Origin of the sequence: Agrobacterium sp. El2ro-1b, from assembly GCF_048298475.1 — a bacterium.
Taxonomy (GTDB): Bacteria; Pseudomonadota; Alphaproteobacteria; order Rhizobiales; family Rhizobiaceae; genus Agrobacterium; species Agrobacterium fabrum.
This window is the reverse complement of sequence record NZ_CP103458.1, coordinates 817,234-839,568: the sequence shown is the minus strand read 5'-3', so window position 1 is coordinate 839,568 and position 22,335 is coordinate 817,234. Positions and strand designations below refer to the sequence as shown.

The window sequence follows — 22,335 nt, the reverse complement described above, 5'->3', positions numbered from 1 at the left end:
TGCCTGTTTGCAGGCGTCAATGATTGTTCGTTTTCTTCGTTTCCAGGTTGAGGCCATGGCCGATCCACGTCACGCTGAGTGCCGACAGGAAGATCGCGAGACCCGGTGCGATGACGAGAATTGGCATGCGCTCGGCATAGGCCTGAGCATCTGACAGCATCAGCGCCCAGTCGGCGGCCGGCGGCTGCACGCCGAGCCCCAGGAATGACAAACCGCCCACCGTGATCAGCTTGTGGCCAAAGCGCAGGAACGCCACGGCCGCGATCGGCCAGATCGTATTGGGAATGATATGCCGGAAGATGATGAAGCGCCGCGTGCAGCCCAGCACCTCGGCGGCGCGGATATATTCGCGGGAATTGATCGACAGCGTCAGTCCCCGCGCCAGCCGCGCAAAAGGCGTCCAGCCGACGATCGTCAGCGAGGCGATCAACGTTCCGTATCCGGGGCCGAAGATGGCCACGAGGAAAATCGCAATCACCACATCGGGTATGGCGATAAGCAGATCGACCACGCGCATCAGCACTTCATCGAGGATACCGCGGCTGCGGCCACTGATGATGCCGATAAAGATGCCGATGGAAACCGACAGAATGACGGTGATGGCGGCAATCGTGACGGTGAAACGGCCGCCGATCAAGAGCCGGCTCAGGACATCGCGACCGAGATGATCCGTTCCAAGCCAATAGGTGGCGCTCGGCGCATTCAGCCTGAGGCGAAGGTTCTGCTGTGCCGGATTATAGGGCGAAATCCAGGGCGCAATCACCAGGAGCAGGACGATGGCGAGAAAAATTGCCGATCCCGCATAGAAGGTCCAGTGCCGCCGGCGGATGAAATCCGTGAACCGGGAGAGTGTCGACGGGCGCGTGGGCAAGGTCATCGGCATGGCGGCGGCAGGCGCGCTCGGGAAAAGACTAGTGGTCATGTTGACCTCGCATGGCTGGATTGATCAGGACATAGAAGCTGTCGGCCAGGGTATTGACCAGGATGGACAGGGCCACGATGCAGATGAAACCGCCCTGCAGCATCGGGATGTCGCGATTGATCACGGCGTCGTAGAGAAGCCGGCCCATGCCGGGAATGGCGAAGATCACTTCCACCACAACCGATCCACCGAGTAGGCCCGCAAGCCACAGGGCAAAGAAGGTGACCACCGGCAGCGAGCCGTTACGAATGCCGTGGCGCATGACCGTGCCATGCATGCCGAGGCCGCGGCTGCGTGCCGCCGTGATATAGGGCGCGCGCAAGACCTCGGCCATGGCGGCACGGGTGACCTGGGTGAAATAGGCGAGTGGCCGCAGTGTCAGGGTGAGCGCAGGCAGCACCAGCGAACGCCAGCTGTCCCATCCGGCAGAGGGCAACCAGCCGAGATAAAGCGCAAAGACCAGCGCGGACATGGGCGCAAACCAGTATTCCGGTGTCGCGACGAAAGTCTGGATCATCAGCGTCGCGAAATTGTCGAGCCGTCCGCCCGGACGCATGGCCGCCAGCGTGCCGAGCGGCAGCGCCACGGCGACCGCGACGGCCAATGCCGTCAGCGCCAGGGTCACCGATACGCCGAGAGAGCGCAAAAGCTCGTTGGCGACGGGCTGACTGCTGGTGAAGGAAAAACCGAGATCACCGCGCAGTGCATTCCACAGCCATGTGAAATATTGCACGTAAAGCGGCCGGTCGAGCCCGAGACTGACCCTCAACGCCTCCACCGCATGCGGATCGAGCGCAGTATCGCGCATGCGCGAAAACAGGATCGTGCGTGCCGGGTCACCGCCCGTCATATAGGGCAACAGAAACGCGATGACGGAAACAATGGCCAGCATCAGGCACAGAATAAAGAAGCGCTGTATTATCTGGATCCACATGGCCTGCTTTCCTTCATCAAGATTGGCAGTTTACACTGCATTCGATGCCCGCTCCCAAAAGGGAGCCGGCGGCTTATTTCGCCTGGCGCTGTAAATCCATCGCCGGGCCTGATGTCCCCTTCAGCATGCCGGTGCGTTTGGGCACGACGGCAACCGCCGAAAATTCGAGGTCTTCCGCATGGGCGAGGTCATGAATGATCGGGCATTCCGGCTCACCATTGTCAGGGCAATAGGTCGCGAGGTTGCGGAGCGTATCGGCCATTTCCCGCAGCGTATCCATCTTCGCTTCCAGGTCGATGACATGTTCCATGACGATGCGTTTGACATCGCAGGAGGCACCGCCCGGATCGCGCCAGAGGGTCATGAGCTGCCTGATCTTTTCGATGGAAAAACCGAGATCGCGTCCGCGCCGGATGAAGCGCAGCGTTTCCAGATCATTGGCCGTATAGACCCTGTAGCCGGAATCCGTGCGGTTTGCCGATTTGATCAGGCCGATCATCTCGTAATGCCTGATCATCTTTGCAGAAACACCGGAGGCGGTGGCGGCTGTGCCAATGTTCATCGATCCTGCTCCTATCTTTCCGGGGTGAAAAATACATCCGCATGAATGTCCGCCGTCCGCATGCCGCGCGCCAGCAGCTGCGGCACCGTTGCCTCGATCATGGCCGGCGGGCCGGCAATATAGGCTTTCCAGCCATCGAGATCGTCGAAATCATCCGCCACCGCGGCGCCGACATAACCGCGACGGATATTCGCATGGTCCTCATTCGAGAGAACCGGGACGAAGCTCAGATTGCCGTGCCGGGTGGTGAGGTCCTGAAAACGGTCGAGCATATAAAGGTCGCGCTCGGCGCGGGCGCCGAAATAGACGTGAACCGGGCGTTCGCGGCCGGTTGCGAGCGCCGCTTCGACCACGGCCTTCACGGGGGCAAGCCCCGAGCCGCCGGCAATACCGAGGATCGGTCCGCAATGTTTTTCCCGCAGGAAGGAGGAGCCGAAAGGCCCCACGATCGTGACGGGATCACCCGCCCTGGCGAGCGAGAAGATGCGGCCGCTCGTCATGCCGCCGGGAACATGCCGGATGTGAAATTCAATCAGCTCCTCGTCCACCCTGCTCGCGATCGAATAATCGCGCGGCGAACAGTCCGGATAAAGCAGGCGCACATATTGCCCGGGTTTGAAGGTGAACTGCGCGCGATCCTCAAGCCTGACGCGGATGAGCTTGATATCATGGGTCGCATCCACCGCTTCCTCAACCACACCCTCGAAACGGCCGGTCGGGATATCGGCAAATTCATCCTCGCCGTCGAGCCAGCCGATCGTCACGTCGCTCGCGGGTACGGCGCGGCAGGCAAGTGTGAGGCCTTCTGCCTTTTCCTCTTCGGTCAATGAGAACGGCGTATGCTTGAGAAGATCGATCTCACCGGAGATGAGGTGCGATTTGCAGGCGCCGCAGCGGCCCATGCGACAGCCATGCGGATAGGCAATGCCGGCGGCAAGCGCGGCCTGAAGCACGGTCTCACCCTCAGCCGCCACGATGCTGCGGCCGATCTGCGGCAGATAGATTGTGTTGCCAGGCATCACCACATCCGCCTCCTATTCCGCCGCTGCGAGCTGCAGGTCGGGCGATCTGTCCACCAGCGGCGCACGGAAGCTTTTCAGACGCAGTGCATTCGTCAATACGAAGACGCTGGAAAGCGCCATGGCTCCGGCAGCAAGGACTGGCGACAGCAGAACGCCGTTGACAGGATACAATATGCCGGCCGCCACGGGAACAAGCGCGGCGTTGTAAGCGAAGGCCCAGAAGAGATTCTGGCGGATATTGCTGATTGTCGCCTTGGAGAGAGCAATCGCGTTGGCAACACCGCGCAGATCGCCGGACATCAGCACCACGTCTGCACTTTCAATCGCAACATCCGTGCCCGTGCCGATGGCAAGCCCGACATCGGCTGCGGCAAGCGCCGGCGCATCATTGATGCCATCGCCGACAAAGGCGACACGGCGTCCGCCGGCGGCAAGTCTCTTGACCGCCTCCACCTTGCCATCGGGCAACACTTCCGCCACCACCTCGTCAATGCCGAGGCGACGGGCAATGGCTTCCGCCGTGCGGCGATTATCACCCGTGATCATCGTGACCTTGAGGCCCAGCGCATGCAGCGCCGCGATCGCCTCCGGTGTCGTCTGCTTGATGGGATCGGCAACGGCGATGATCGCGGCCAGCCGGCCATCGACGGCGGCATAAAGCGGCGACTGCCCTTCCCTGCCCATCCGCTCGGCATCATAGGCAAAGGCCCCGACATCATAACCGAGTTTCACCATGAACCGGTCAGCACCCGCCTCTACCCGGCGACCATCGACCATCGCCGCGACACCGAAGCCGGGGGTCGCTTCGAAAGCTTCGGCCTCGGCAAGCGTCAGGCCACCATGTTTTGCAGCCTCGACGATCGCCTCGGCAATCGGATGTTCAGACCGGTTCTCGAGCGAGGCGACGAGCCGCAGCACCTCATCCGCATCGAAACCCTGGGTCGTGTTGAAATGCACCAGTTTCGGCTTGCCGAGTGTCAGCGTGCCGGTCTTGTCGACCGCGATGACATCGGCGTCGCGCAGCGTCTGGAGCGCGTCACCGCGGCGGAACAGCACGCCCATTTCGGCGGCGCGACCGGTGCCGACCATGATCGACGTCGGCGTGGCAAGGCCCATGGCGCAGGGACAGGCGATGATGAGAACCGCAACCGCGTTGACGAGCGCGAAGGTCAAGGCCGGATCGGGCCCAAAGACGAACCAGACGGCGAAGGTGACGACCGCGGCCAGCATGACGGCCGGCACGAACCAGTTGGTCACCTTGTCCACCAGTGCCTGAATGGGCAGCTTGTCGGCCTGTGCTTCCTCCACCATGCGGATGATCTGCGCGATCAGCGTATCGCTGCCGACCTTGGTGGCGCGGAAGGTGAAGGAGCCGTTGCGGTTCACCGTGCCACCGACGACCTCGGAACCCTCGGTCTTGGTAACCGGAACCGGCTCACCCGTGATCATCGATTCATCGACATAAGAAGAGCCGCTGAGAACCAGACCATCGACCGGCACTTTCTCGCCCGGGCGAACGACGATCACATCGCCCGTTCGCACATCCTGAAGAGGCACATCGATGGTCTCACCGTCGCGCAGCACGCGGGCCGACTTGGCCTGCAGGCCGACGAGCCGCTTTATCGCCTCGCTGGTGCGGCCTTTGGCGCGCGCCTCAAGGAAACGGCCGAGCAGGATCAACGTGACGATGACCGCGGCGGCCTCATAATAGACATTGGCCGTGCCGCGCGGCAGGATTTCAGGCAGGAAGGTCGCGACTACCGAAAATCCCCAGGCGGCGGCAGTGCCCAGCACCACAAGCGAATTCATGTCCGGCGCGAGCCGCATAAGGGCAGGTATGCCCTTTTTGAAGAAGCGCAGGCCGGGCCCGAACAGGACCAGCGTCGTCAGCACGAATTGCAGATACCAGCTTTCCCGCATGCCGACCGTTTCCATGACGAAATCATGGATGACGGGCACCAGATGCGAACCCATTTCCAGCACGAAGACCGGCAATGTCAGGACAACGGCGACGGCAAGGCTGATTTTCAGGCTGCGCATTTCCGCTGCGCGCCTGTCCTGTTCCGCATCGCCGGCTTTGTCGGCGACGATCTCTTTCGCCTGGTAGCCCGCCCGCTTGATCGCCTCCGCCAGGGTGGCGGCGGAAGCGGCGTTGCCCGCCACACGAATGGTGGCGCGCTCGGTCGCAAGATTGACGCTTGCATCGGAAACACCGGAAACAGCCTTCAGCGCCTTTTCGACACGTCCGACGCAGGAGGCGCAGGTCATACCTTCAATATCGAGTTCGACGGTTTTTTCTTCGACGCCATAACCCGCATGCCGGACAGCGGCAATCACGGCGGGCACATCGGGTGGCCCGGAAAAGGAGATATCGGCGCGTTCCGTCGCGAGATTGACCGAGGCCTTCAAAACGCCCGGCACCTTGGCGATCGCCTTCTCCACACGACCCACACAGGAGGCGCATGTCATGCCGTCGATCGCAATCTGGTGACTCGCCCGGATCTCCATTTGTGACATGCGTATGACCCCTCTTTTCTTTATATCGAAAAAGATAGGGCTTCCCATCGTGGCAAGGTCAAGAGGTTCTTTTGGGTGATTTTCAGAGAAAAATGCTAATTACTTGAGCAGGCTTATTTTTTAGGCGAACCAAATAGGAATGAGGTCAATCGACGCACACACATGAATTGCGCCTTTATGATCTAACCGATTCCATCTGCGTTGAACGGCGCACATCGTCTATAAAGTAAGGTGGTGCGGACGGCGGGACTTGAACCCGCAAGACCAATGGTCGGCAGATTTTAAGTCTGCTGCGTCTACCGATTTCGCCACGTCCGCATTGCCGCGCCTTGCGACCAAGGCACTGCAAAAAACCGTCATCCCCAGGGCGCCCGGCCAAACGGCCGATCCCAAACGCGACGGAGCCTCATCTACACAGGCAGGGCGGTTTCGGTCAACGGGGCCTTAGCCACACCAGGACTGATTTTTTGCCGAGACCGGATGCGCCAGCCCCTCCCGCACGAGTTGATCGGCAAACGAGACGCCCGACCGTGAAAGCCGTTTGCGTTCCGTGGCTTGCCCACCCGCATCGCTGGAGGACGCCACATCGAAGGTGCCGGCATTCAGCATGTCGCGAAGCCTGACCTTTGCAATGAAACCACGCTGGCGCTCTTCCATGCAGCGAGCGCGGTCGATCTGCGGAACATCGATGCCGGCGAGTTGCATCTTCACGCCCTTCATCCAGAACGTATTGCCATCGGCGACACAGTTATTAAGACCGGAGCGACCGCAGAAGGCAAAGGCACCGCTTTTTTCGCCCAGAGAGATTTTTTCGACCGATAGACGCGTTTCCGGCAGGATGGCGGCAACCTGGCTTGGCTGTGCGACGGATGGCATGGCGATCGGACGCGGCGGCACAGGGCCATTGCCGGGCAGAACGGGTGATGCGGGGCGAATGGATGCCACTTTCTCGGTGGTGACGGTATCGCGTTTGGCGGCCGTCGCGACTTTCGGGGAATTTGTGGCTGACGATGTCGCCTTCGCAGCATGCCGCTGCGGCAGAAGGCTGTCGCGATATTCGTAAGCCTGAATGCCGCCGGCAACGACGCCCAGCATCAGCACCCAGGGCCAAACGCTGCCGCCGCTCGATTTCTTCGCCGTGCGGCGTCGCGCTGTCGATTTTCGGTTGCTCACGATCGGACTCCTTTCAACGGAGCCGCATTATCGGCCAAAGGAGTTTCCGAAAGGTTGGCATTTCAAAACAGCTGTGGATAAAGCCTCAGCGAACCTGATCGAGCAGGCGCTTGCATTCGAGCAGATCGAACAGGGCTTCCTGCAACAGCGCCTGATCGTCCTTGCCGATGCTCGACTTGCCGACCGATATTTCGGCATCGCTGTTGCCGCCACCGAAGCCGAAAAAGCGGCCGCTCGGCCTGGCCTTCGGACGGCCAACGACCTCGTCCCCGTCCGGATCGACGACGCGCGGTTCGGCGACTTCCTTTTCACCGCTCGCCGCCATGATGGCTTCCATGGTTGCCAGATCGCCGGACGCGATTGCCGCCACGAAACGGTTGCCATTGGTTTTCAGAAGCTTCTGCACACCCTTGATGGTGTAGCCATGGTCATAAAGAAGGTGGCGGATACCCTTCAGAAGGTCGATATCGTCAGGGCGGTAATAACGGCGGCCCCCACCCCGTTTCATCGGCTTGATCTGCGGAAAGCGCGTTTCCCAGAAACGCAGCACGTGCTGCGGCAGGTTCAGCTCATCCGCCACTTCACTGATCGTCCGAAACGCGTCGGGGCTTTTGTCCAAATTTCCACTCCCATCCGAACTGAGGCGCCATGCATCCGGCCGGACACTGAACGAGAACGCTTTACACTCACCGGTCAAATACCACGCGCAAGTCCGTCAGACCTTCGCGCCGGCGCCATTGCGGCGAGATACAAATCACTAAAATTGATTATGATGTGAGTCGACCGGATTTCAACGGCTTGCACGTTGAAATTCAAGTATGTTCACAGGAAGAATGGATAAAAAGGCTTGCGATACGGCAAAAAGCGCGTGTCGCAGCGGCTTCAAGTCCGGCTTACACCCCGGCCTTCTGGCCCTTCTGCTTGGCCTTGCGGGCCGTATGGGCCTTGAGAATACGCTGTTTCAGCACATTCGAAGCTTTGAAGGTCATGACACGGCGCGGCGAAATCGGAACCTCCTCACCCGTCTTCGGGTTGCGGCCGATACGCTCGTTCTTTTCCCGGATCTGGAAAGTGGCGAAGGACGAAAGCTTGACCACCTCACCGCGGGTGATCGCGTTACAAATCTCGTCGATGATCGTTTCGACCAGTTCGGCGGATTCGGTGCGGGACAGCCCGACTTTACGAAACACAGATTCTGCAAGATCTGCGCGTGTCACTGTCTTCCCGGCCATTTTTCCCCACAAACCGTGTCTGAATTTTTCTCTAGGAGCCGCCGAGATTATTTCCCTTGTGGCGACCGGTCAAGGGATTGTTCCAGATTCATTTGAGGCTTTCGGCAATCAGTGCAAGGGCTTAGAGCAGCCGGTACGGTTTTGCCACAGGCTGGTGCCGCTTGGGCACATCTGATCGGGGCGTGAGCGCGAAAAACATAACCGATTTCGCGCCGGCACCCCGTCAGAGACGGGAATGCGCGGTTACCAGCGCAGCAGCACCGCACCCCAGGTGAAACCGCCGCCCATGGCCTCCAGCATCACCAGATCGCCCTTCTTGATACGGCCGTCGCTGGCCGCGACGGCAAGCGCGAGCGGAATCGATGCGGCCGAGGTATTGCCGTGCTTGTCGACGGTGATGACGACCTTTTCCGGATCGATATTGAGCTTCTTCGCCGATCCGTCGATGATGCGCTTGTTGGCCTGATGCGGAACGAGCCAGTCGAGATCGTCCGCCGTCGTGCCCGTCGCCTCGAAAGCCTGCTCGATGACGTCGGTGATCATGCCGACGGCATGTTTGAACACTTCCCGGCCTTCCATGCGCAGATGGCCAACCGTGCCCGTCGTGGACGGTCCGCCATCGACGTACAGCTTTTCCTTGTGCGAACCGTCAGAGCGCAGCTGCGACGTCAGGATGCCGCGATCGCTTGAAGTGCCCTCGCCTTCGCCGGCCTCGATAACGAGTGCACCGGCGCCATCACCGAACAGAACGCAGGTGGTGCGGTCCTTCCAGTCGAGAATGCGCGAGAAGGTCTCGGCGCCGATTACCAGCACGCGCTTGGCCATTCCGCCGCGAATATAGAGATCGGCGGTCGCCACGGCGTAAACGAAGCCGGAGCAGACGGCCTGCATGTCGAAGGCGAAACCGTGGGTCATGCCAAGACGGTTCTGGATGTTCACCGCGGTTGCCGGAAAGGTGTTGTCCGGGGTCGAGGTGGCCAGAATTATGAGGTCGATATCGTCGGGCGTCAGACCGGCATTGTCGAGCGCTGCACGCGCCGCCGCCTCGCCGAGAGACGCGGTGGTTTCACCTTCGCCGGCGATATAGCGCTGACGGATGCCGGTGCGCTGCACGATCCATTCGTCGGAGGTCTCGACGACCCCTTCGATTTCACTGTTGGTCATGACACGCTTCGGCAGCGCTGCCCCGAAACCACGGACTATAGAGCGGATCATTCCCTTATTCCTCGTCAGCCACGAGAGCTTCGGGCGCCGGGGGCGGAAGCCGTCTTGCGTGGTAAATTTTCAGATCATTTTCAATTTTTGCCGTCAGGCCGTTGTGGACCATGTCGTAACCGACATCGACGGCGGAGGCAAAACCGATGGCATCCGTGCCGCCATGGCTCTTGATGACGATGCCGTTCAGGCCGAGAAACACGCCGCCGTTGACCTTGCGCGGGTCCATCTTTTCCCTGAGCACATCAAAGGCGCTTTTTGCGAGAATATAACCGATCTTGGCGAAGAAGCTGCGGGAGATCGCCTCACGCAGAAGCGTGGTGATCTGGCGCGCCGTGCCTTCGGCGGCTTTCAGCGCGATATTGCCGGTGAAACCTTCGGTCACCACGACATCCACTGTGCCCTTGCCGATATCGTCGCCTTCGACGAAACCGCGATAATCGATGGTGCCGAGGTCGGCCTCGCGGATCAGCCGTCCGGCCTCACGCACCTCTTCCTGGCCCTTGACCTCCTCGACGCCGACATTCAGCAGGCCGACGGTCGGACGGTCGATATCGAAAAGTGCGCGCGCCATGGCGCCGCCCATCAGGGCGAAATCGAGAAGCTGCTGGGAATCGGCGCCGATGGTGGCGCCAACATCGAGCACGATGCTTTCGCCCTTCAGCGTTGGCCATATGCCGGCAATCGCCGGGCGTTCCACCCGCGCCATGGTGCGCAAACAGAATTTCGCCATGGCCATCAACGCGCCGGTATTGCCGGCGGAAACCGCAACATCCGCCTCACCGAGCTTTACGGCCTCGATGGCGCGCCACATGCTGGAGACGTAGCGGCCACGGCGCAGCGCCTGGCTCGGCTTTTCGTCCATGCTGACCGAGACTTCACAATCGTGAAAGACCGACTTTTCCCGAAGGACGGGATATTGTGCCAGAATGGGGTCGCATTTGCTCTTCTGCCCGTAGAGCAGAAAAGTTACATCGTTGTGCCGTTCAAGCGCCTTGGCGGCACCGGGTATGGCAACATCTGGGCCGAAATCGCCACCCATGACGTCAATTGCAATTCTGATCACTCGTCCCTTATCCTTCTTGCCGCCACTCAAGCGGATTTCGCGCGAAAATACCTTTTCCGGCTCTTGTTACAATAAAATTATTTCAGCCCGGCTGGGCCATTCAGTCTTTTTTCCAATCTTTCAACACAGCAAAGGGCGATGGCGGCTTGTCATCGTCGGTCTCTTTTTCAGCCTTTTCGGCAAATTCCACGTCCGGCTTGCGCGGATAAGGGTCGATGGCAAGGGCCGCAAATTCGGCAACCACGGCACCGACATCGATGCTGTCGCCGGTGAACTGGTCGGGAATGTCAGGGCCATCCGGATCGAGTACGATCTCGCCTTCTTCATTCGTCACCATCCGCGCCAGCTTCGATCCTTCCGGCACGAAAATGTGTTCCACGGTCTCGTCGATCCTGCTCGAAACCGGTTCCAGCGTGACGACGCAGGATTGAGTGACCGCCGCATGCACCTCGCCCTTGATCTTGATGCCATCCCTCTTCCAGCGGGTAACCTGCAGCTCCGCCTTCAGATATTCAACGGAGACCACATCCCAGAATTTCGCCAGCGCCTTCAGCTCCTCAGCACTGGCTTCGAGACCAATCCTGACCGGATTGGCGGAAATATGGCCTACCTTGACGGGATAGGAAAAAGGCAGGTCGTCATTTGCGGCGTGTCGCGCGTTCATCGTGAACCTCATCATATAGGCAGGGGCAGCGTCAGGCTTCCGGTTGCTATCGTCTCTTCGGACTGGGCGGCAAGGGCATCGGATGTTTCCATCATCCAGCCCGCCAGCCCCTCCATCTCGGGGGCCTCGTCGTCTACCTGCGGATATATATTGCGCCGAAGCGCTGCAGCAAGAGCAGCGCGGTCAGATGCATCCAGTGCCGCCGCATAGGATTCGAGCCGCCCATAGAACATGCCGGCGAATTTCTTCATGCGTTTCGGCACGCCCTGATCGCCGATACCAAGTTCTCGGATGGAATGATCGATATCCTGAAAAAAGGCATCGACGATCTCCTGGGCGATTTCCTGCCCGCTGACACCTGATGATTTGGTGCGACGGAAATAGAGAATCATGATGACCGAGAGCATCTCGAAACGGCCCATGACGGTATCGGGAACGCCTAGATCGAGATAAAAGGCGGGCGTGCGGGCAGCCGCCGTCAAGGTCGCATATTGCCGGTCGACTATGGTGCGGTTGTTGTTTTTGTGTCTGAACAGCCCGAATATCATCGTTTTTTTTCCGAAGGGGACGGGTGAATGCGCTTACCGCCCATCGCACTTGTTGCATGATCGTCAAAGCTGGTTTACCGAAGCATCCACGAATTGCAATGCTGTCACGGTCACGTTCGTCTTTTGGCTGAAACAGTCGAAGAGAACCGGAGGAGTTCCAAAAGGCCGGGAAAGCATTGAATTTGGGGGGTGATCGGGATTTTCCGTCCCCGGATTGACACAATCATGTGCACAGACACTGTGCACCACGCAATGCCGGAAGGTGCCATTCATGATCGCAGTCGGGGAAAAGCAGTTGAGCAAGCAGAAATCCGCAAGTCACGGCAAAATTCTGAGCAAAACCGCCATCGCAATCGTGCTCGCGTCCGGCCTGCTTTCCGCCTGCACCAGCACGACAGATGTATTCCATAACGGCTATGTCATGGACGATCAGTCGCTGCAGCTGATCCCGGAAGGCTCGAGCCGTGAACAGGTTCTCCTGACCATGGGCACGCCCTCCACCACTGCGACTTTCGGTAACGAGGTGTTCTATTACATCTCGCAGAAGCGCGTGCGCCGCGCGGCCTTCCTGAAGCCGTCGCTGGTCGAGCAGAACATTCTCGCGATCTATTTCAACAAGGACGGCGTGATCGAGCGCAAGGCCAATTATACGCTGCAGGACGGCAAGGTCTTCGACTCGATTTCGCGCACCACGCCGACCGGCGGCAAGGATCTCACCTTCCTGCAGCAGCTGCTCTCCGGCGGCACCTCGGGCGCCAATATCGCCAAGAGCATTCTCGGCCAGGGCGGCAACAACGCCCCCTGACCTCAGCAGGAACGAAAAATTCAAAGGCCCGGGATCGCTCCCCGGGCCTTTTCATTTGTCCAAAACGCTGGCCTTCAGTGGGCAAGAACCGCCAGCAGCAGCAGCGCCACGATATTAGTGATCTTGATGGCCGGGTTGACGGCCGGACCCGCGGTATCCTTGTAGGGATCGCCGACCGTGTCGCCCGTTACGGATGCCTTGTGCGCCTCGGAACCCTTGACGTGGCGCACGCCGTCCTTATCGATGAAGCCATCTTCGAAGCTCTTCTTGGCGTTGTCCCAGGCGCCACCACCCGATGTCATGGAAATTGCCACGAACAGCCCGTTGATGATGACACCCAGCAAGGATGCACCCAGCGCGGCAAAGGCGGATGCCTTGGAGCCGGAGATCAGCAGAACGCCGAAATAAACCACGAGAGGCGCCAGAACCGGCAGAAGCGACGGGATGACCATTTCCCTGATCGCCGCCTTGGTCAGCAGGTCCACGGCCCTGCCGTAGTCAGGCTTTTCCGTGCCGGCCATGATGCCGGGTTTTTCGCGGAACTGGCGGCGGACTTCCTCAACGATGGCGCTTGCCGCCTTGCCCACCGCCGTCATGGCGATGCCGCCGAAGAGATAGGGGATGAGACCGCCGAACAGCAGACCGGCAACCACGTAAGGGTTGGCGAGGCTGAAGGAGATTTCTCCAATGTCCTTGAAGTAAGGATAGATATCACCATTGGCGGCGAAGTAGGACAGGTCGTTGGCATAGGCCGCAAACAGCACCAATGCACCAAGACCGGCCGAGCCGATGGCATATCCCTTGGTCACCGCCTTGGTGGTGTTGCCGACGGCATCCAGCGCATCGGTCGCCTTGCGCACATCGGGATCAAGGCCGGCCATTTCGGCAATGCCGCCGGCATTGTCCGTGACCGGGCCGAAGGCGTCGAGCGCGACGATCATGCCCGCCAGCCCGAGCATCGCGGTGACGGCGATGCCGGTGCCGAACAGGCCGCCAAGCTGATAGGTTCCGATGATACCGCCGACAATCACGATGGCCGGCAGCGCCGTCGATTCCAGCGAGACAGCAAGGCCCTGGATGACGTTGGTGCCGTGGCCGGTGACCGATGCCTGGGCGATGGAGTTGACCGGCCGCTTGTTGGTGCCGGTATAATATTCGGTGATGACGACGATCAGCGCCGTCACGACGAGGCCAACCAATCCGCAGAAGAAGAGGTTGGTGCCGGTGATCTCCATACCGGCCACCGTGCCGATCGTTCCCCAGCCGACCGTGGCATAGGTTGCCACGGCAAGGCCGGCGACGGAGAACACGCCAGTGGCGATGAGCCCCTTGTAGAGCGCGCCCATGATGGAATTGTTGGTGCCAAGTTTCACGAAGAAGGTACCGGCAATCGAGGTCAGGATGCAGGCGCCGCAGATCGCCAGCGGATAGACCATGGCGCTTTCCAGAATCGGCGTTCCCGCAAAGAAGATCGCGGCGAGGACCATGGTCGCGACCACGGAGACAGCATAGGTTTCGAACAGGTCGGCCGCCATACCGGCGCAGTCACCGACGTTATCGCCGACATTGTCGGCAATGGTTGCGGGATTGCGCGGATCATCCTCGGGAATGCCCGCTTCCACCTTGCCGACGAGATCGCCGCCGACATCCGCCCCCTTGGTGAAGATACCGCCGCCGAGACGGGCGAAGATGGAGATCAGCGAAGCGCCGAAACCGAGCGAAACCAGCGCGTCGATAACAGCGCGTGATCCGGGCGGATGGCCAAGGACGGAAGTCAGAACGAAATAATAGATTGAAACGCCAAGCAGCGCGAGGCCGGCAACCAGCATGCCGGTAATGGCGCCCGACTTGAAGGCGATATCGAGGCCGGCTCCAAGGCTATGAGATGCGGCCTGTGCGGTGCGCAGATTGGCGCGCACGGAAACATGCATGCCAACGAAACCGGCGACGCCTGACAATACCGCGCCGATAACGAAACCGATGGCCGCGATGGCCGACAGCAGATACCAGGCGAGAACGGCGACGATCAGTCCGACGATGGCGATGGTGAGATATTGACGGGTGAGATAAGCCTGTGCGCCTTCACGGATATAACCAGCTATTTCACGCATACGCTCGTTGCCCTGATCGGCATCGAGAACACTCTTGGTGGTCCATACCGCGTAAACAACGGACAGGACACCGCATAAAATTACTATGGGTATTACGGTCATGCGCACTTACCTCCCAAAAGGCCGGGTCTCACTCCCTCCCCGGCGTGGCGAACCATGTGCAAGGACCGGGCGATAAACGCACGCCGGGTCCTGTCTTGGCCAATTCTTCCCCTCCCAAGGAAAAACGACCTGCGCGGCAAGATTGCGTTGGCGAAAGGTGCGGCGTCAAGCCCACAAATTTGCCTGAAACATGAAAGGGGTAGAGAACGAGCGCGACCTTACTCGACGTTCCTGCGCTGCCTCAGCAGAAGCGACAGGACGAGCACGAGGCAAAGGCCCGCAACCGGCCAGATGACGAGGTTCATCACCGACCAACCCCATGCCGTAAACACCTTGCCGGACGAAAAGGACGACAACGCCACCGTGCCGAACAGCACGATATCGTGGAAACCCTGCACCTTGTCCGCCTCATGCGGGCGGTAGCTTGACGTGATGATGGCGGTTGCGCCGATAAAACCGAAATTCCAGCCGAGACCGAGAAGGATGAGCGCCGCCCAGAAATTCCACAGTTCTATGCCCATATGCGCGACGATGGCGCAGGCCATCAGCACGATGAGGCCAGCCGCCACGATTTTTTCCGCACCAAATCGGGAAATCAGCATGCCGGTGAAGAAGCTCGGGGCGAACATGGCCAGAACGTGCCACTGGATGCCGAGCGTCGCGAGTTCGGTCGGGAAACCGCAGCCGACCACCATGGCAAGCGGCGCACCGGTCATCATGAAGGTCATCAAGGCGTAAGAGCCGATACCGCAGATCATGCCGGTGACGAAACGCTGGGTGCGGACGATTTCCGAAAGCGGCCTCACCGCCTCCGTATGGGTGGACGCGGCCTTCGGGTCGGGCAATTTCAGAAATGACAGAATGGCGATCGAGACGAGACCGAGCGGCACCAGTGCGATGAACGCGCCGGCGAAGGTGACCGGTGCAAGCAGATCCTTGCCGAAGATGGCAAGCTGCGGCCCGACAATGGCGGAGATGATGCCGCCCGCCAAAATCCACGAGATTGCTTTCGGCTTGTAAAAGGACGGCGATGCATCGGCCGCCGCAAAGCGGATTTTCTGTGTGAAGCCGCCGGAAATGCCGATCAGCAGCAGACCGACGGCAAACAGCCAGAAATCCGAGCGGAAGAGCGCGACAGAGGCGATGCCGCCGCCGATGGAGCACATCAGCGCGCCGACCATAAATCCGGCCTTGCGGCCAAGGAAACGGGATGCGGCCGCAACGCAGATCGCACCAAGCGCCACGCCGATATTGAAGCCGGTAAGCGGCGCAGTTGCCAGTGACTTGTCGGCGCCGAGCAGTTGATACCCTGCGAGCGCGCCGACCGAAAAGCTCAAGGGCGCGGCCGATCCCATGATCGCCTGCGCCATGGTGAGAAGAAAGACGTTGCGCTTCGCCTCGTCCAGTTGAACCTCTAGTCCGGGGACGGAAACTGCGCTCATCTCTTCCTCACCTGCCCTGTTATTAGCGCTTTGCCTCGCCGCGCACCTGCTTGGCAATGCGGTCAAGCACCGCATTCACCAGCTTGGGCTCGTCATGTTCGAAGAAAGCGCGGGCGATTTCGACATATTCGGTGACGATGACGGCAACCGGTACGTCCTTGCGCTCGAGAATCTCGAAGGTGCCGGCACGCAGGATGGCGCGCACGGTGGCATCGAGACGCGAGAGCGGCCAGTCTTCCAGAAGGGCGGAGCGCACCAGCGGGTCGATCTTCGTCTGATCGCGCACGACGCCAGAGACGATCGAACGGAACCACGAAGGATCGGCCTTCAGATAGGTATCGCCATCGACTTCCTGGCCAAGACGGTGCGCCTCATATTCGGCGACGACTTCCATCACGCCGGTTCCACCGACATCCATCTGGTACAGCGCCTGCACGGCCGCAAGACGGGCAGCGCCACGCTGGTTGGCGGGCTTTACCGAAGGCTGGCGCGGTTCGCCGCCGTTTTCAACATCCGACATGCGTTCAGCCACCCAGTTTCTTTTTCAGCTCGATCATGGTGAGCGCCGCGCGGGCGGCAAAACCGCCCTTGTCCTTGTCGGAGCGGCGCACGCGCGCCCAGGCCTGCTCGTCGTTTTCGACGGTGAGGATGCCATTGCCGATCGGCAGCGATTCGCTAACGGCGAGATCCATCAGGGCGCGGGAGGATTCGTTGGAGACGATATCGAAATGATAGGTCTCGCCGCGAATGACCATGCCGAGCGCAACGAAACCGTCATATTCGGTGCCGTCATTGTCGGCGCCATCGAGCGCCATGGCGATAGCGGCGGGGATTTCCAGCGCGCCGGGAACGGTGATGACGTCATAGGTGGCGCCGGTTTCCTCAAGCGCGAACTTCGCGCCTTCGAGAAGGGCATCCGCCATATCGTCATAAAAACGTGCTTCCACGATAAGAAGATGGGGTTTGGACATGTGAGGGTTCCTGGGGGATTTTCCCGAAAAGCTTTACGCCGGATCATACCGGCATTTGCGGCGGTCAAACCACGGCTGGCCGTTCTTGGCAAGTATTTTCATGCATTGCCCGCGCAGCATGACCCGTTTGCACGGGCTGCTGCAAGGCTTAATGTCTGTGCGGCAAGGCTGAAAAATCAGCTTTTCTGGAAAGCCAGATGGACACCAAGCCCCATCAGCACCGTTCCGGCGGCACGTCGGGCGAGAGCCTGCACGGCGCTGGACCTTTTCAGACGCCCGACCATGGCGCCCGCGAGAAGCACGCCGACGAGATCGGCGGAGGAGAAAATGAAATTGACGGCGATGCCGAGGATCAGGAACTGTAGCCAGACCGGAAAGGCGGCCGCCGGATCGACGAATTGCGGCAGGAAGGCCAGAAAGAACAGCGCGGTCTTCGGGTTGAGCACATCAACGATGATGCTGTCGATGAAGGCGCGGCGGGCCGATTTCGGCTCGATGGTCAGATTGACCGCCTCGCCTTCCATCTTGCTGCGCAGCATCGAGAAACCTAGCCAGATGAGATAAAGCGCGCCGCAGAGCTTTACTGCAAGGTAAAGCCACGGCACCGCCTGAAACAATACCGAGAGGCCCGCAGCCGCCGCGAAAATGTGAAAATAGCAGCCGACATGGATGCCGAGCACTGCCATTAACCCGGCAAACCGGCCACGCGCCATGGTCTGCGCCGCCGCATAAAGCATGGCCGGGCCGGGAATATAGGCAAACAGGGCAGTGGTGATGAAAAAGGCTGTCAGTAGTTCAAAAGACGGCATGATTTATTTCCCCTACCCCGTCGGCCAGCAGTCGATTTCACACGACCGAACGACATCTTTACAATCTTTCCTGTTCGACCGGAAGCGAAGCAATTGCACGTGTGTCAGCGTCGATGCCGATCATTCTACTCCGTCATACCGGCCTCGAGCCGGTATCCAGTCAACGAGCGTCTGCGCGGCGAAGAGACTCTCTTCAGCCCAAGGACTTGGGCTGGCTGGATTCCGGCTCATGGCCGGAATGACGGGTGGATGAGGCGTCAGCGAGCATTATAAGCCGCCGTGTTCCTTGTCGGTTTACGCAGACGGAAACTCCGCAAGCCTTGCGGCATAACGGGCCATCGTATCAACCTCGAAATTGACGAAATCACCCGGCTGGCGTTCACCCCAGGTGGTGACCGCAAGCGTGTGACGGATCAGCAGCACGTCGAAATCGGTGCCTTCAACTGCATTGACGGTCAGCGACGTACCGTCGAGCGCCACGGAGCCCTTGGGGGCAACGAATTTCGCCAGATGCTCCGGCGCGCGCAGGCGGATGCGCACCGCCTCACCTTCCGGATCAACCGACAGGATTTCCGCCCTGCCATCGACATGGCCGGAAACAATGTGGCCGCCAAGTTCGTCGCCGATCTTGAGCGCCCGCTCCAGATTGACATGGGTGCCCTTTTGCCAGCCGGCAATCGTCGTCAGGCGCAGCGCCTCTTCCCAGGCTTCGACCTCGTACCAGCGCTCATTGCTGCCATCATCCGGCAGCTTCGTCACCGTCAGGCACACGCCGCCATGGGAAATGGATGCGCCCATATCGATGGTCTTCGGATCGTAATTGGTCGCCACGCGCAGGCGGACACCCTCCGGCAGCGCTTCCAGCTCGGATACGGTTCCGACATCGGTGACAATTCCGGTAAACATCAAATCGGCCTTTCATAATCGAAGCAGCGATCCGGCCCGTAGGCTGTCTCGCTGACAAGAGCGTAGTCGCCCGTGATATCGGCACGGCGAAGCGGCGTTTCAATGCCGCCTTCGCCGATCACGACAGGGCTTTCGAACAGCATGATACGATCCACCAGCCCGGCTTCAAGGAATGATTTTGCGGCAAAGGCGCCGCCTTCGACCAGAAGTTCCGACATGCCGCTTTCGGCGAGGATGTGGAGGAGGTTTTCGAGGGTTGTAGCTTCGAGGATTTCGACGCCGGCGGCGGTCAGGAGTTGGCGCTTTGACTCGCGGTTACCCCCCTCGGCCCTGCCGGGCATCTCCCCCTCAAGGGGGGAGATCGGCAAGGGGCTGGCCGCTCGTGCTAACTCCGATCTCGCCTCTCCGGCACCTGATGCAGGGCTAGAGGGCGCTCCATCGATCTCTCCCCTTGAGGGGGAGATGCCCGGCAGGGCAGAGGGGGGTAACGCCGCAACCACCACCGGAACGTCACGCGCACTCAGCACCAGCTTCGACATCAGCGGCAACTCAAACTGCCGATCCAGCACGATGCGCACCGGCGAGCGCTGCTCCATCCCGGCAATGCGCACCGTCAGCTCCGGATCATCCGCAATCGCGGTACGAATACCGATGAGAATTCCATCGCAGCGCGCCCGCAGTTCATGGACAGCACGACGCGACTCCGCACCGGTAATCGCCACCTGCCCCTCGCCTTCCCGGCCAATCATGCCATCGGCAGAAATGGCAAGCTTCAGAATCACATGCGGGCGTTTTTTCATCTGCCGTGTGAGGTAACCGGCAAGCGCCCGCTTACCCTCGGCACGCAGCAGCCCGGTTTCCACGACGATGCCCGCATCCCGTAGAATCGTATAACCACGGCCGGAAACGCGCTCATCCGGATCGTCCACCGCCACCACAACGCGCGCCACGCCGTATTCCACCAGCGCGTTGGCGCAGGGCGGGGTTTTGCCCCAGTGGGAACAGGGTTCGAGAGTGACATAGGCAGTCGCGCCACGCGCCGCCTCGCCGGCGATTTCCAGCGCCTGCCGTTCGGCATGCGGCCGGCCGCCAATGGCGGTCACCGCTTCGGCAATGATTTTTCCGTCTTTCACGAGAACACAGCCAACCGAGGGATTAGTCAGCGTCTGGCCCTGGTGGCGAAGCGAAACCTCGATGGCGCGGGCCATGAACCTTTCGTCATCGGCACGGCTCGTCACGGCTAGACTCCGGCGTCCGTATCGCGGGCGATCTTGGCGTTGATTTCGGCAATCACGTTCTCGAAATCCTCGGCATGGCTGAAATCGCGATAGACCGAGGCGTAGCGCACGAAGGCCACGTCATCGAGGCTTTTCAGCGCTTCGAGAACCTGCAGGCCGATCTCTTCCGAGGGAATTTCCGTCTCGCCGGAGCTTTCCAGGCGGCGAGCAATGCCTGACACGGCCCGCTCGATCCGGTCGCGGTCAACCGGGCGTTTACGCAGCGCGATCTCGAAGGACCGCACCAGCTTTTCCCGGTCGAAGGGCAGCTTGCGGCCGCTTTTCTTGATGACCATCAGCTCGCGCAGTTGCACGCGCTCATAGGTCGTGAAGCGGCCGCCGCAATCCGGGCAGATGCGCCGCCGACGGATGGAGGTGTTGTCCTCCGCCGGACGCGAGTCCTTGACCTGTGTGTCTTCGGAACCGCAAAATGGGCAGCGCATCTTTTTTCTTTCCTTACATGTACGGATACATCGGGAAACGGTCGGTCAGGCCGACGACCTTTTCACGCACGGCGGCCTCGACGGAGGCATTGCCTTCATCCGAATTGGCAACCTTCAGGCCGTCGAGAACCTCGACGATCAGCTTGCCGATTTCGCGGAATTCCGCTTCCTTGAAACCGCGCGTCGTGCCGGCCGGCGTGCCGAGACGGACACCCGAGGTGACGAAGGGCTTTTCCGGGTCGAACGGAATGCCGTTCTTGTTGCAGGTGACGTAGGCACGGCCAAGGGCTGCTTCCGCGCGCTTGCCGGTGGCGTTCTTCTTGCGAAGGTCGACCAGCATCAGGTGGTTGTCGGTGCCGCCGGAGACGACATCCAGACCGCCTTCGATCAGGGTTTCAGCGAGCGCCTTGGCGTTCTTGACGACCTGTGCGGCATAGTCCTTGAATTCCGGCTGCAAAGCTTCACCGAAGGCAACGGCCTTGGCGGCGATGACGTGCATCAGCGGGCCGCCCTGCAGGCCGGGGAAGACGGCCGAGTTGAACTTCTTGGCCAGATCCTCGTCATTGGTGAGGATCATGCCGCCACGCGGGCCGCGCAGCGACTTGTGCGTCGTGGTGGTGGCAACATGGCAATGCGGGAACGGCGACGGATGCTGGCCACCGGCGACGAGACCGGCGATGTGAGCCATGTCCACCATAAGATAGGCGCCGACTTCATCGGCGATCTCGCGGAAGCGCTTCCAGTCCCAGACGCGCGAATAGGCAGTGCCGCCGGCAAGGATCAGCTTCGGCCGGGTTTCTTTGGCCTTGCGCTCTACCTCGTCCATGTCGAGCAGATTGTCGCCTTCGCGCACGCCGTAGGACACGACGTTAAACCATTTGCCGGACATGTTGACTGGCGAACCATGCGTCAGGTGGCCTCCCGAATTCAGATCGAGACCCATGAAGGTGTCGCCCGGCTGCAGCAGCGCGAGGAACACGGCCTGGTTCATCTGCGAACCGGAGTTCGGCTGGACGTTGGCGAAGTTGACGCCGAACAGCTTCTTGGCGCGCTCGATGGCAAGCTCTTCAGCGATGTCGACGAACTGGCAGCCGCCGTAATAACGCTTGCCCGGATAACCTTCCGCATATTTGTTGGTCATGATCGAACCCTGCGCTTCAAGCACAGCGCGGGAAACGATATTTTCCGAGGCGATCAGTTCGATCTCGTGGCGCTGGCGACCCAGTTCCTTCTCGATCGCGCCGAAAATATCCGGATCGACTTCGGCAAGCGGACGGGAGAAGAAAGCATCTGTGTTCGACATGGTGAAGGCTCCTGAAACAGTAATGCGATGGCGTCTTAGCGCCCTGCCCGAACAAGAGCAATACGGGCAGCGAGATTTGCCCGTCAAACTGCGACGTTGCGGCGAAAAGTGACAGATGTTTTTATGAAAAACAGGATACGACGGAAAATAAAGGCGGCGCTTCGATGATGCGCGGCCAAGCCACACACTCGCGTCATCCTCGGGCTTGTCCCGAGGATCTGCAACGCTTCTATTTTACGATAGGTGATTAGATCCTCGGGACAAGCCCGAGGATGACGGCGGAGGGACTGGCTGGCTTTCCAGCGATCACC

The 22,335-nt window shown here is 60.3% G+C and carries 22 protein-coding genes and 1 tRNA gene; 1 reads left to right on the top strand and 22 read right to left on the bottom strand.

What is annotated here, in order from left to right:
* Positions 1-16: 16 nt before the first annotated feature.
* The 13 genes from NYR50_RS04145 to NYR50_RS04085 form a co-directional block, all read right to left on the bottom strand.
* Positions 17-922, bottom strand: a complete 906-nt coding sequence (locus tag NYR50_RS04145; protein WP_418136861.1) for an ABC transporter permease — start codon at positions 920-922, stop codon at positions 17-19.
* Entirely contained in the window at positions 912-1,856 is a 945-nt protein-coding gene (locus tag NYR50_RS04140; protein WP_092769302.1) for an ABC transporter permease, read from the bottom strand. The genes NYR50_RS04145 and NYR50_RS04140 overlap by 11 nt, the downstream gene beginning before the upstream one ends.
* A 73-nt stretch (positions 1,857-1,929) precedes the next feature.
* Positions 1,930-2,418 (bottom strand): Cu(I)-responsive transcriptional regulator, encoded by a 489-nt coding sequence (gene cueR / locus NYR50_RS04135; RefSeq protein WP_010971464.1) that lies wholly within the window; start codon positions 2,416-2,418, stop codon positions 1,930-1,932.
* A gap of 11 nt (positions 2,419-2,429) precedes the next feature.
* Complete coding sequence (locus NYR50_RS04130; protein ID WP_174008212.1) at positions 2,430-3,440, bottom strand: 2Fe-2S iron-sulfur cluster-binding protein; 1,011 nt, start codon at positions 3,438-3,440, stop codon at positions 2,430-2,432.
* Positions 3,441-3,452: 12 nt separating this feature from the next.
* Complete coding sequence (locus NYR50_RS04125) at positions 3,453-5,957, bottom strand: heavy metal translocating P-type ATPase (protein WP_418136860.1); 2,505 nt, start codon at positions 5,955-5,957, stop codon at positions 3,453-3,455.
* Between the two features lie 232 nt (positions 5,958-6,189).
* Positions 6,190-6,275: transfer RNA gene (locus NYR50_RS04120), tRNA-Leu, on the bottom strand.
* A 126-nt stretch (positions 6,276-6,401) separates the two neighbouring features.
* A complete protein-coding gene (locus NYR50_RS04115) occupies positions 6,402-7,130 on the bottom strand; it encodes a nuclease (protein ID WP_418136859.1) in 729 nt (242 codons plus the stop codon).
* Between the two features lie 85 nt (positions 7,131-7,215).
* Positions 7,216-7,749 carry a MerR family transcriptional regulator gene (locus NYR50_RS04110; RefSeq protein WP_010971449.1) on the bottom strand — a complete coding sequence of 178 codons (534 nt, stop codon included), beginning with the start codon at positions 7,747-7,749 and terminating at the stop codon, positions 7,216-7,218.
* Between the two features lie 274 nt (positions 7,750-8,023).
* On the bottom strand, positions 8,024-8,362 hold the full coding sequence (locus NYR50_RS04105; RefSeq protein WP_006312805.1) for an integration host factor subunit alpha: 339 nt from the start codon (positions 8,360-8,362) through the stop codon (positions 8,024-8,026).
* 243 nt (positions 8,363-8,605) lie between these two features.
* Positions 8,606-9,577 carry a beta-ketoacyl-ACP synthase III gene (locus NYR50_RS04100; RefSeq protein ID WP_418136858.1) on the bottom strand — a complete coding sequence of 324 codons (972 nt, stop codon included), beginning with the start codon at positions 9,575-9,577 and terminating at the stop codon, positions 8,606-8,608.
* A gap of 4 nt (positions 9,578-9,581) precedes the next feature.
* Complete coding sequence (gene plsX, locus NYR50_RS04095) at positions 9,582-10,643, bottom strand: phosphate acyltransferase PlsX (RefSeq protein WP_174008208.1); 1,062 nt, start codon at positions 10,641-10,643, stop codon at positions 9,582-9,584.
* A gap of 100 nt (positions 10,644-10,743) precedes the next feature.
* Positions 10,744-11,307, bottom strand: coding sequence for a YceD family protein (locus NYR50_RS04090; protein WP_418136857.1), 564 nt, complete (start codon positions 11,305-11,307; stop codon positions 10,744-10,746).
* Positions 11,308-11,318: 11 nt separating this feature from the next.
* On the bottom strand, positions 11,319-11,855 hold the full coding sequence (locus NYR50_RS04085; protein ID WP_418136856.1) for a ubiquinol-cytochrome C chaperone family protein: 537 nt from the start codon (positions 11,853-11,855) through the stop codon (positions 11,319-11,321).
* 271 nt (positions 11,856-12,126) lie between these two features.
* Here NYR50_RS04085 and NYR50_RS04080 point away from each other — a divergent pair, with 271 nt between their 5' ends.
* Positions 12,127-12,660, top strand: coding sequence for an outer membrane protein assembly factor BamE (locus tag NYR50_RS04080; protein ID WP_006312820.1), 534 nt, complete (start codon positions 12,127-12,129; stop codon positions 12,658-12,660).
* Between the two features lie 74 nt (positions 12,661-12,734).
* Here NYR50_RS04080 and NYR50_RS04075 read toward each other — a convergent pair whose 3' ends face one another.
* From NYR50_RS04075 to glyA, 9 genes are all read right to left on the bottom strand, one after another.
* Positions 12,735-14,873 (bottom strand): sodium-translocating pyrophosphatase, encoded by a 2,139-nt coding sequence (locus NYR50_RS04075; protein WP_418136855.1) that lies wholly within the window; start codon positions 14,871-14,873, stop codon positions 12,735-12,737.
* A gap of 218 nt (positions 14,874-15,091) precedes the next feature.
* A complete protein-coding gene (locus NYR50_RS04070; RefSeq protein WP_418136854.1) occupies positions 15,092-16,315 on the bottom strand; it encodes an MFS transporter in 1,224 nt (407 codons plus the stop codon).
* A gap of 22 nt (positions 16,316-16,337) precedes the next feature.
* Positions 16,338-16,835 carry a transcription antitermination factor NusB gene (gene nusB / locus NYR50_RS04065; RefSeq protein ID WP_010971444.1) on the bottom strand — a complete coding sequence of 166 codons (498 nt, stop codon included), beginning with the start codon at positions 16,833-16,835 and terminating at the stop codon, positions 16,338-16,340.
* Between the two features lie 4 nt (positions 16,836-16,839).
* On the bottom strand, positions 16,840-17,286 hold the full coding sequence (locus NYR50_RS04060) for a 6,7-dimethyl-8-ribityllumazine synthase (RefSeq protein WP_418136853.1): 447 nt from the start codon (positions 17,284-17,286) through the stop codon (positions 16,840-16,842).
* A 176-nt stretch (positions 17,287-17,462) separates the two neighbouring features.
* On the bottom strand, positions 17,463-18,095 hold the full coding sequence (locus NYR50_RS04055) for a LysE family translocator (RefSeq protein ID WP_418136852.1): 633 nt from the start codon (positions 18,093-18,095) through the stop codon (positions 17,463-17,465).
* A gap of 294 nt (positions 18,096-18,389) precedes the next feature.
* Positions 18,390-19,001 carry a riboflavin synthase gene (locus NYR50_RS04050; protein WP_418136851.1) on the bottom strand — a complete coding sequence of 204 codons (612 nt, stop codon included), beginning with the start codon at positions 18,999-19,001 and terminating at the stop codon, positions 18,390-18,392.
* Positions 19,001-20,239: a bifunctional diaminohydroxyphosphoribosylaminopyrimidine deaminase/5-amino-6-(5-phosphoribosylamino)uracil reductase RibD gene (gene ribD / locus NYR50_RS04045; RefSeq protein ID WP_418136850.1), complete on the bottom strand. Its 1,239-nt coding sequence runs from the start codon at positions 20,237-20,239 to the stop codon at positions 19,001-19,003. The genes NYR50_RS04050 and ribD overlap by 1 nt, the downstream gene beginning before the upstream one ends.
* Before the next feature lie 2 nt (positions 20,240-20,241).
* Positions 20,242-20,721, bottom strand: a complete 480-nt coding sequence (gene nrdR, locus NYR50_RS04040; protein ID WP_006312828.1) for a transcriptional regulator NrdR — start codon at positions 20,719-20,721, stop codon at positions 20,242-20,244.
* Between the two features lie 13 nt (positions 20,722-20,734).
* Positions 20,735-22,024 carry a serine hydroxymethyltransferase gene (gene glyA, locus NYR50_RS04035; RefSeq protein ID WP_174008200.1) on the bottom strand — a complete coding sequence of 430 codons (1,290 nt, stop codon included), beginning with the start codon at positions 22,022-22,024 and terminating at the stop codon, positions 20,735-20,737.
* Positions 22,025-22,335: the final 311 nt, after the last annotated feature.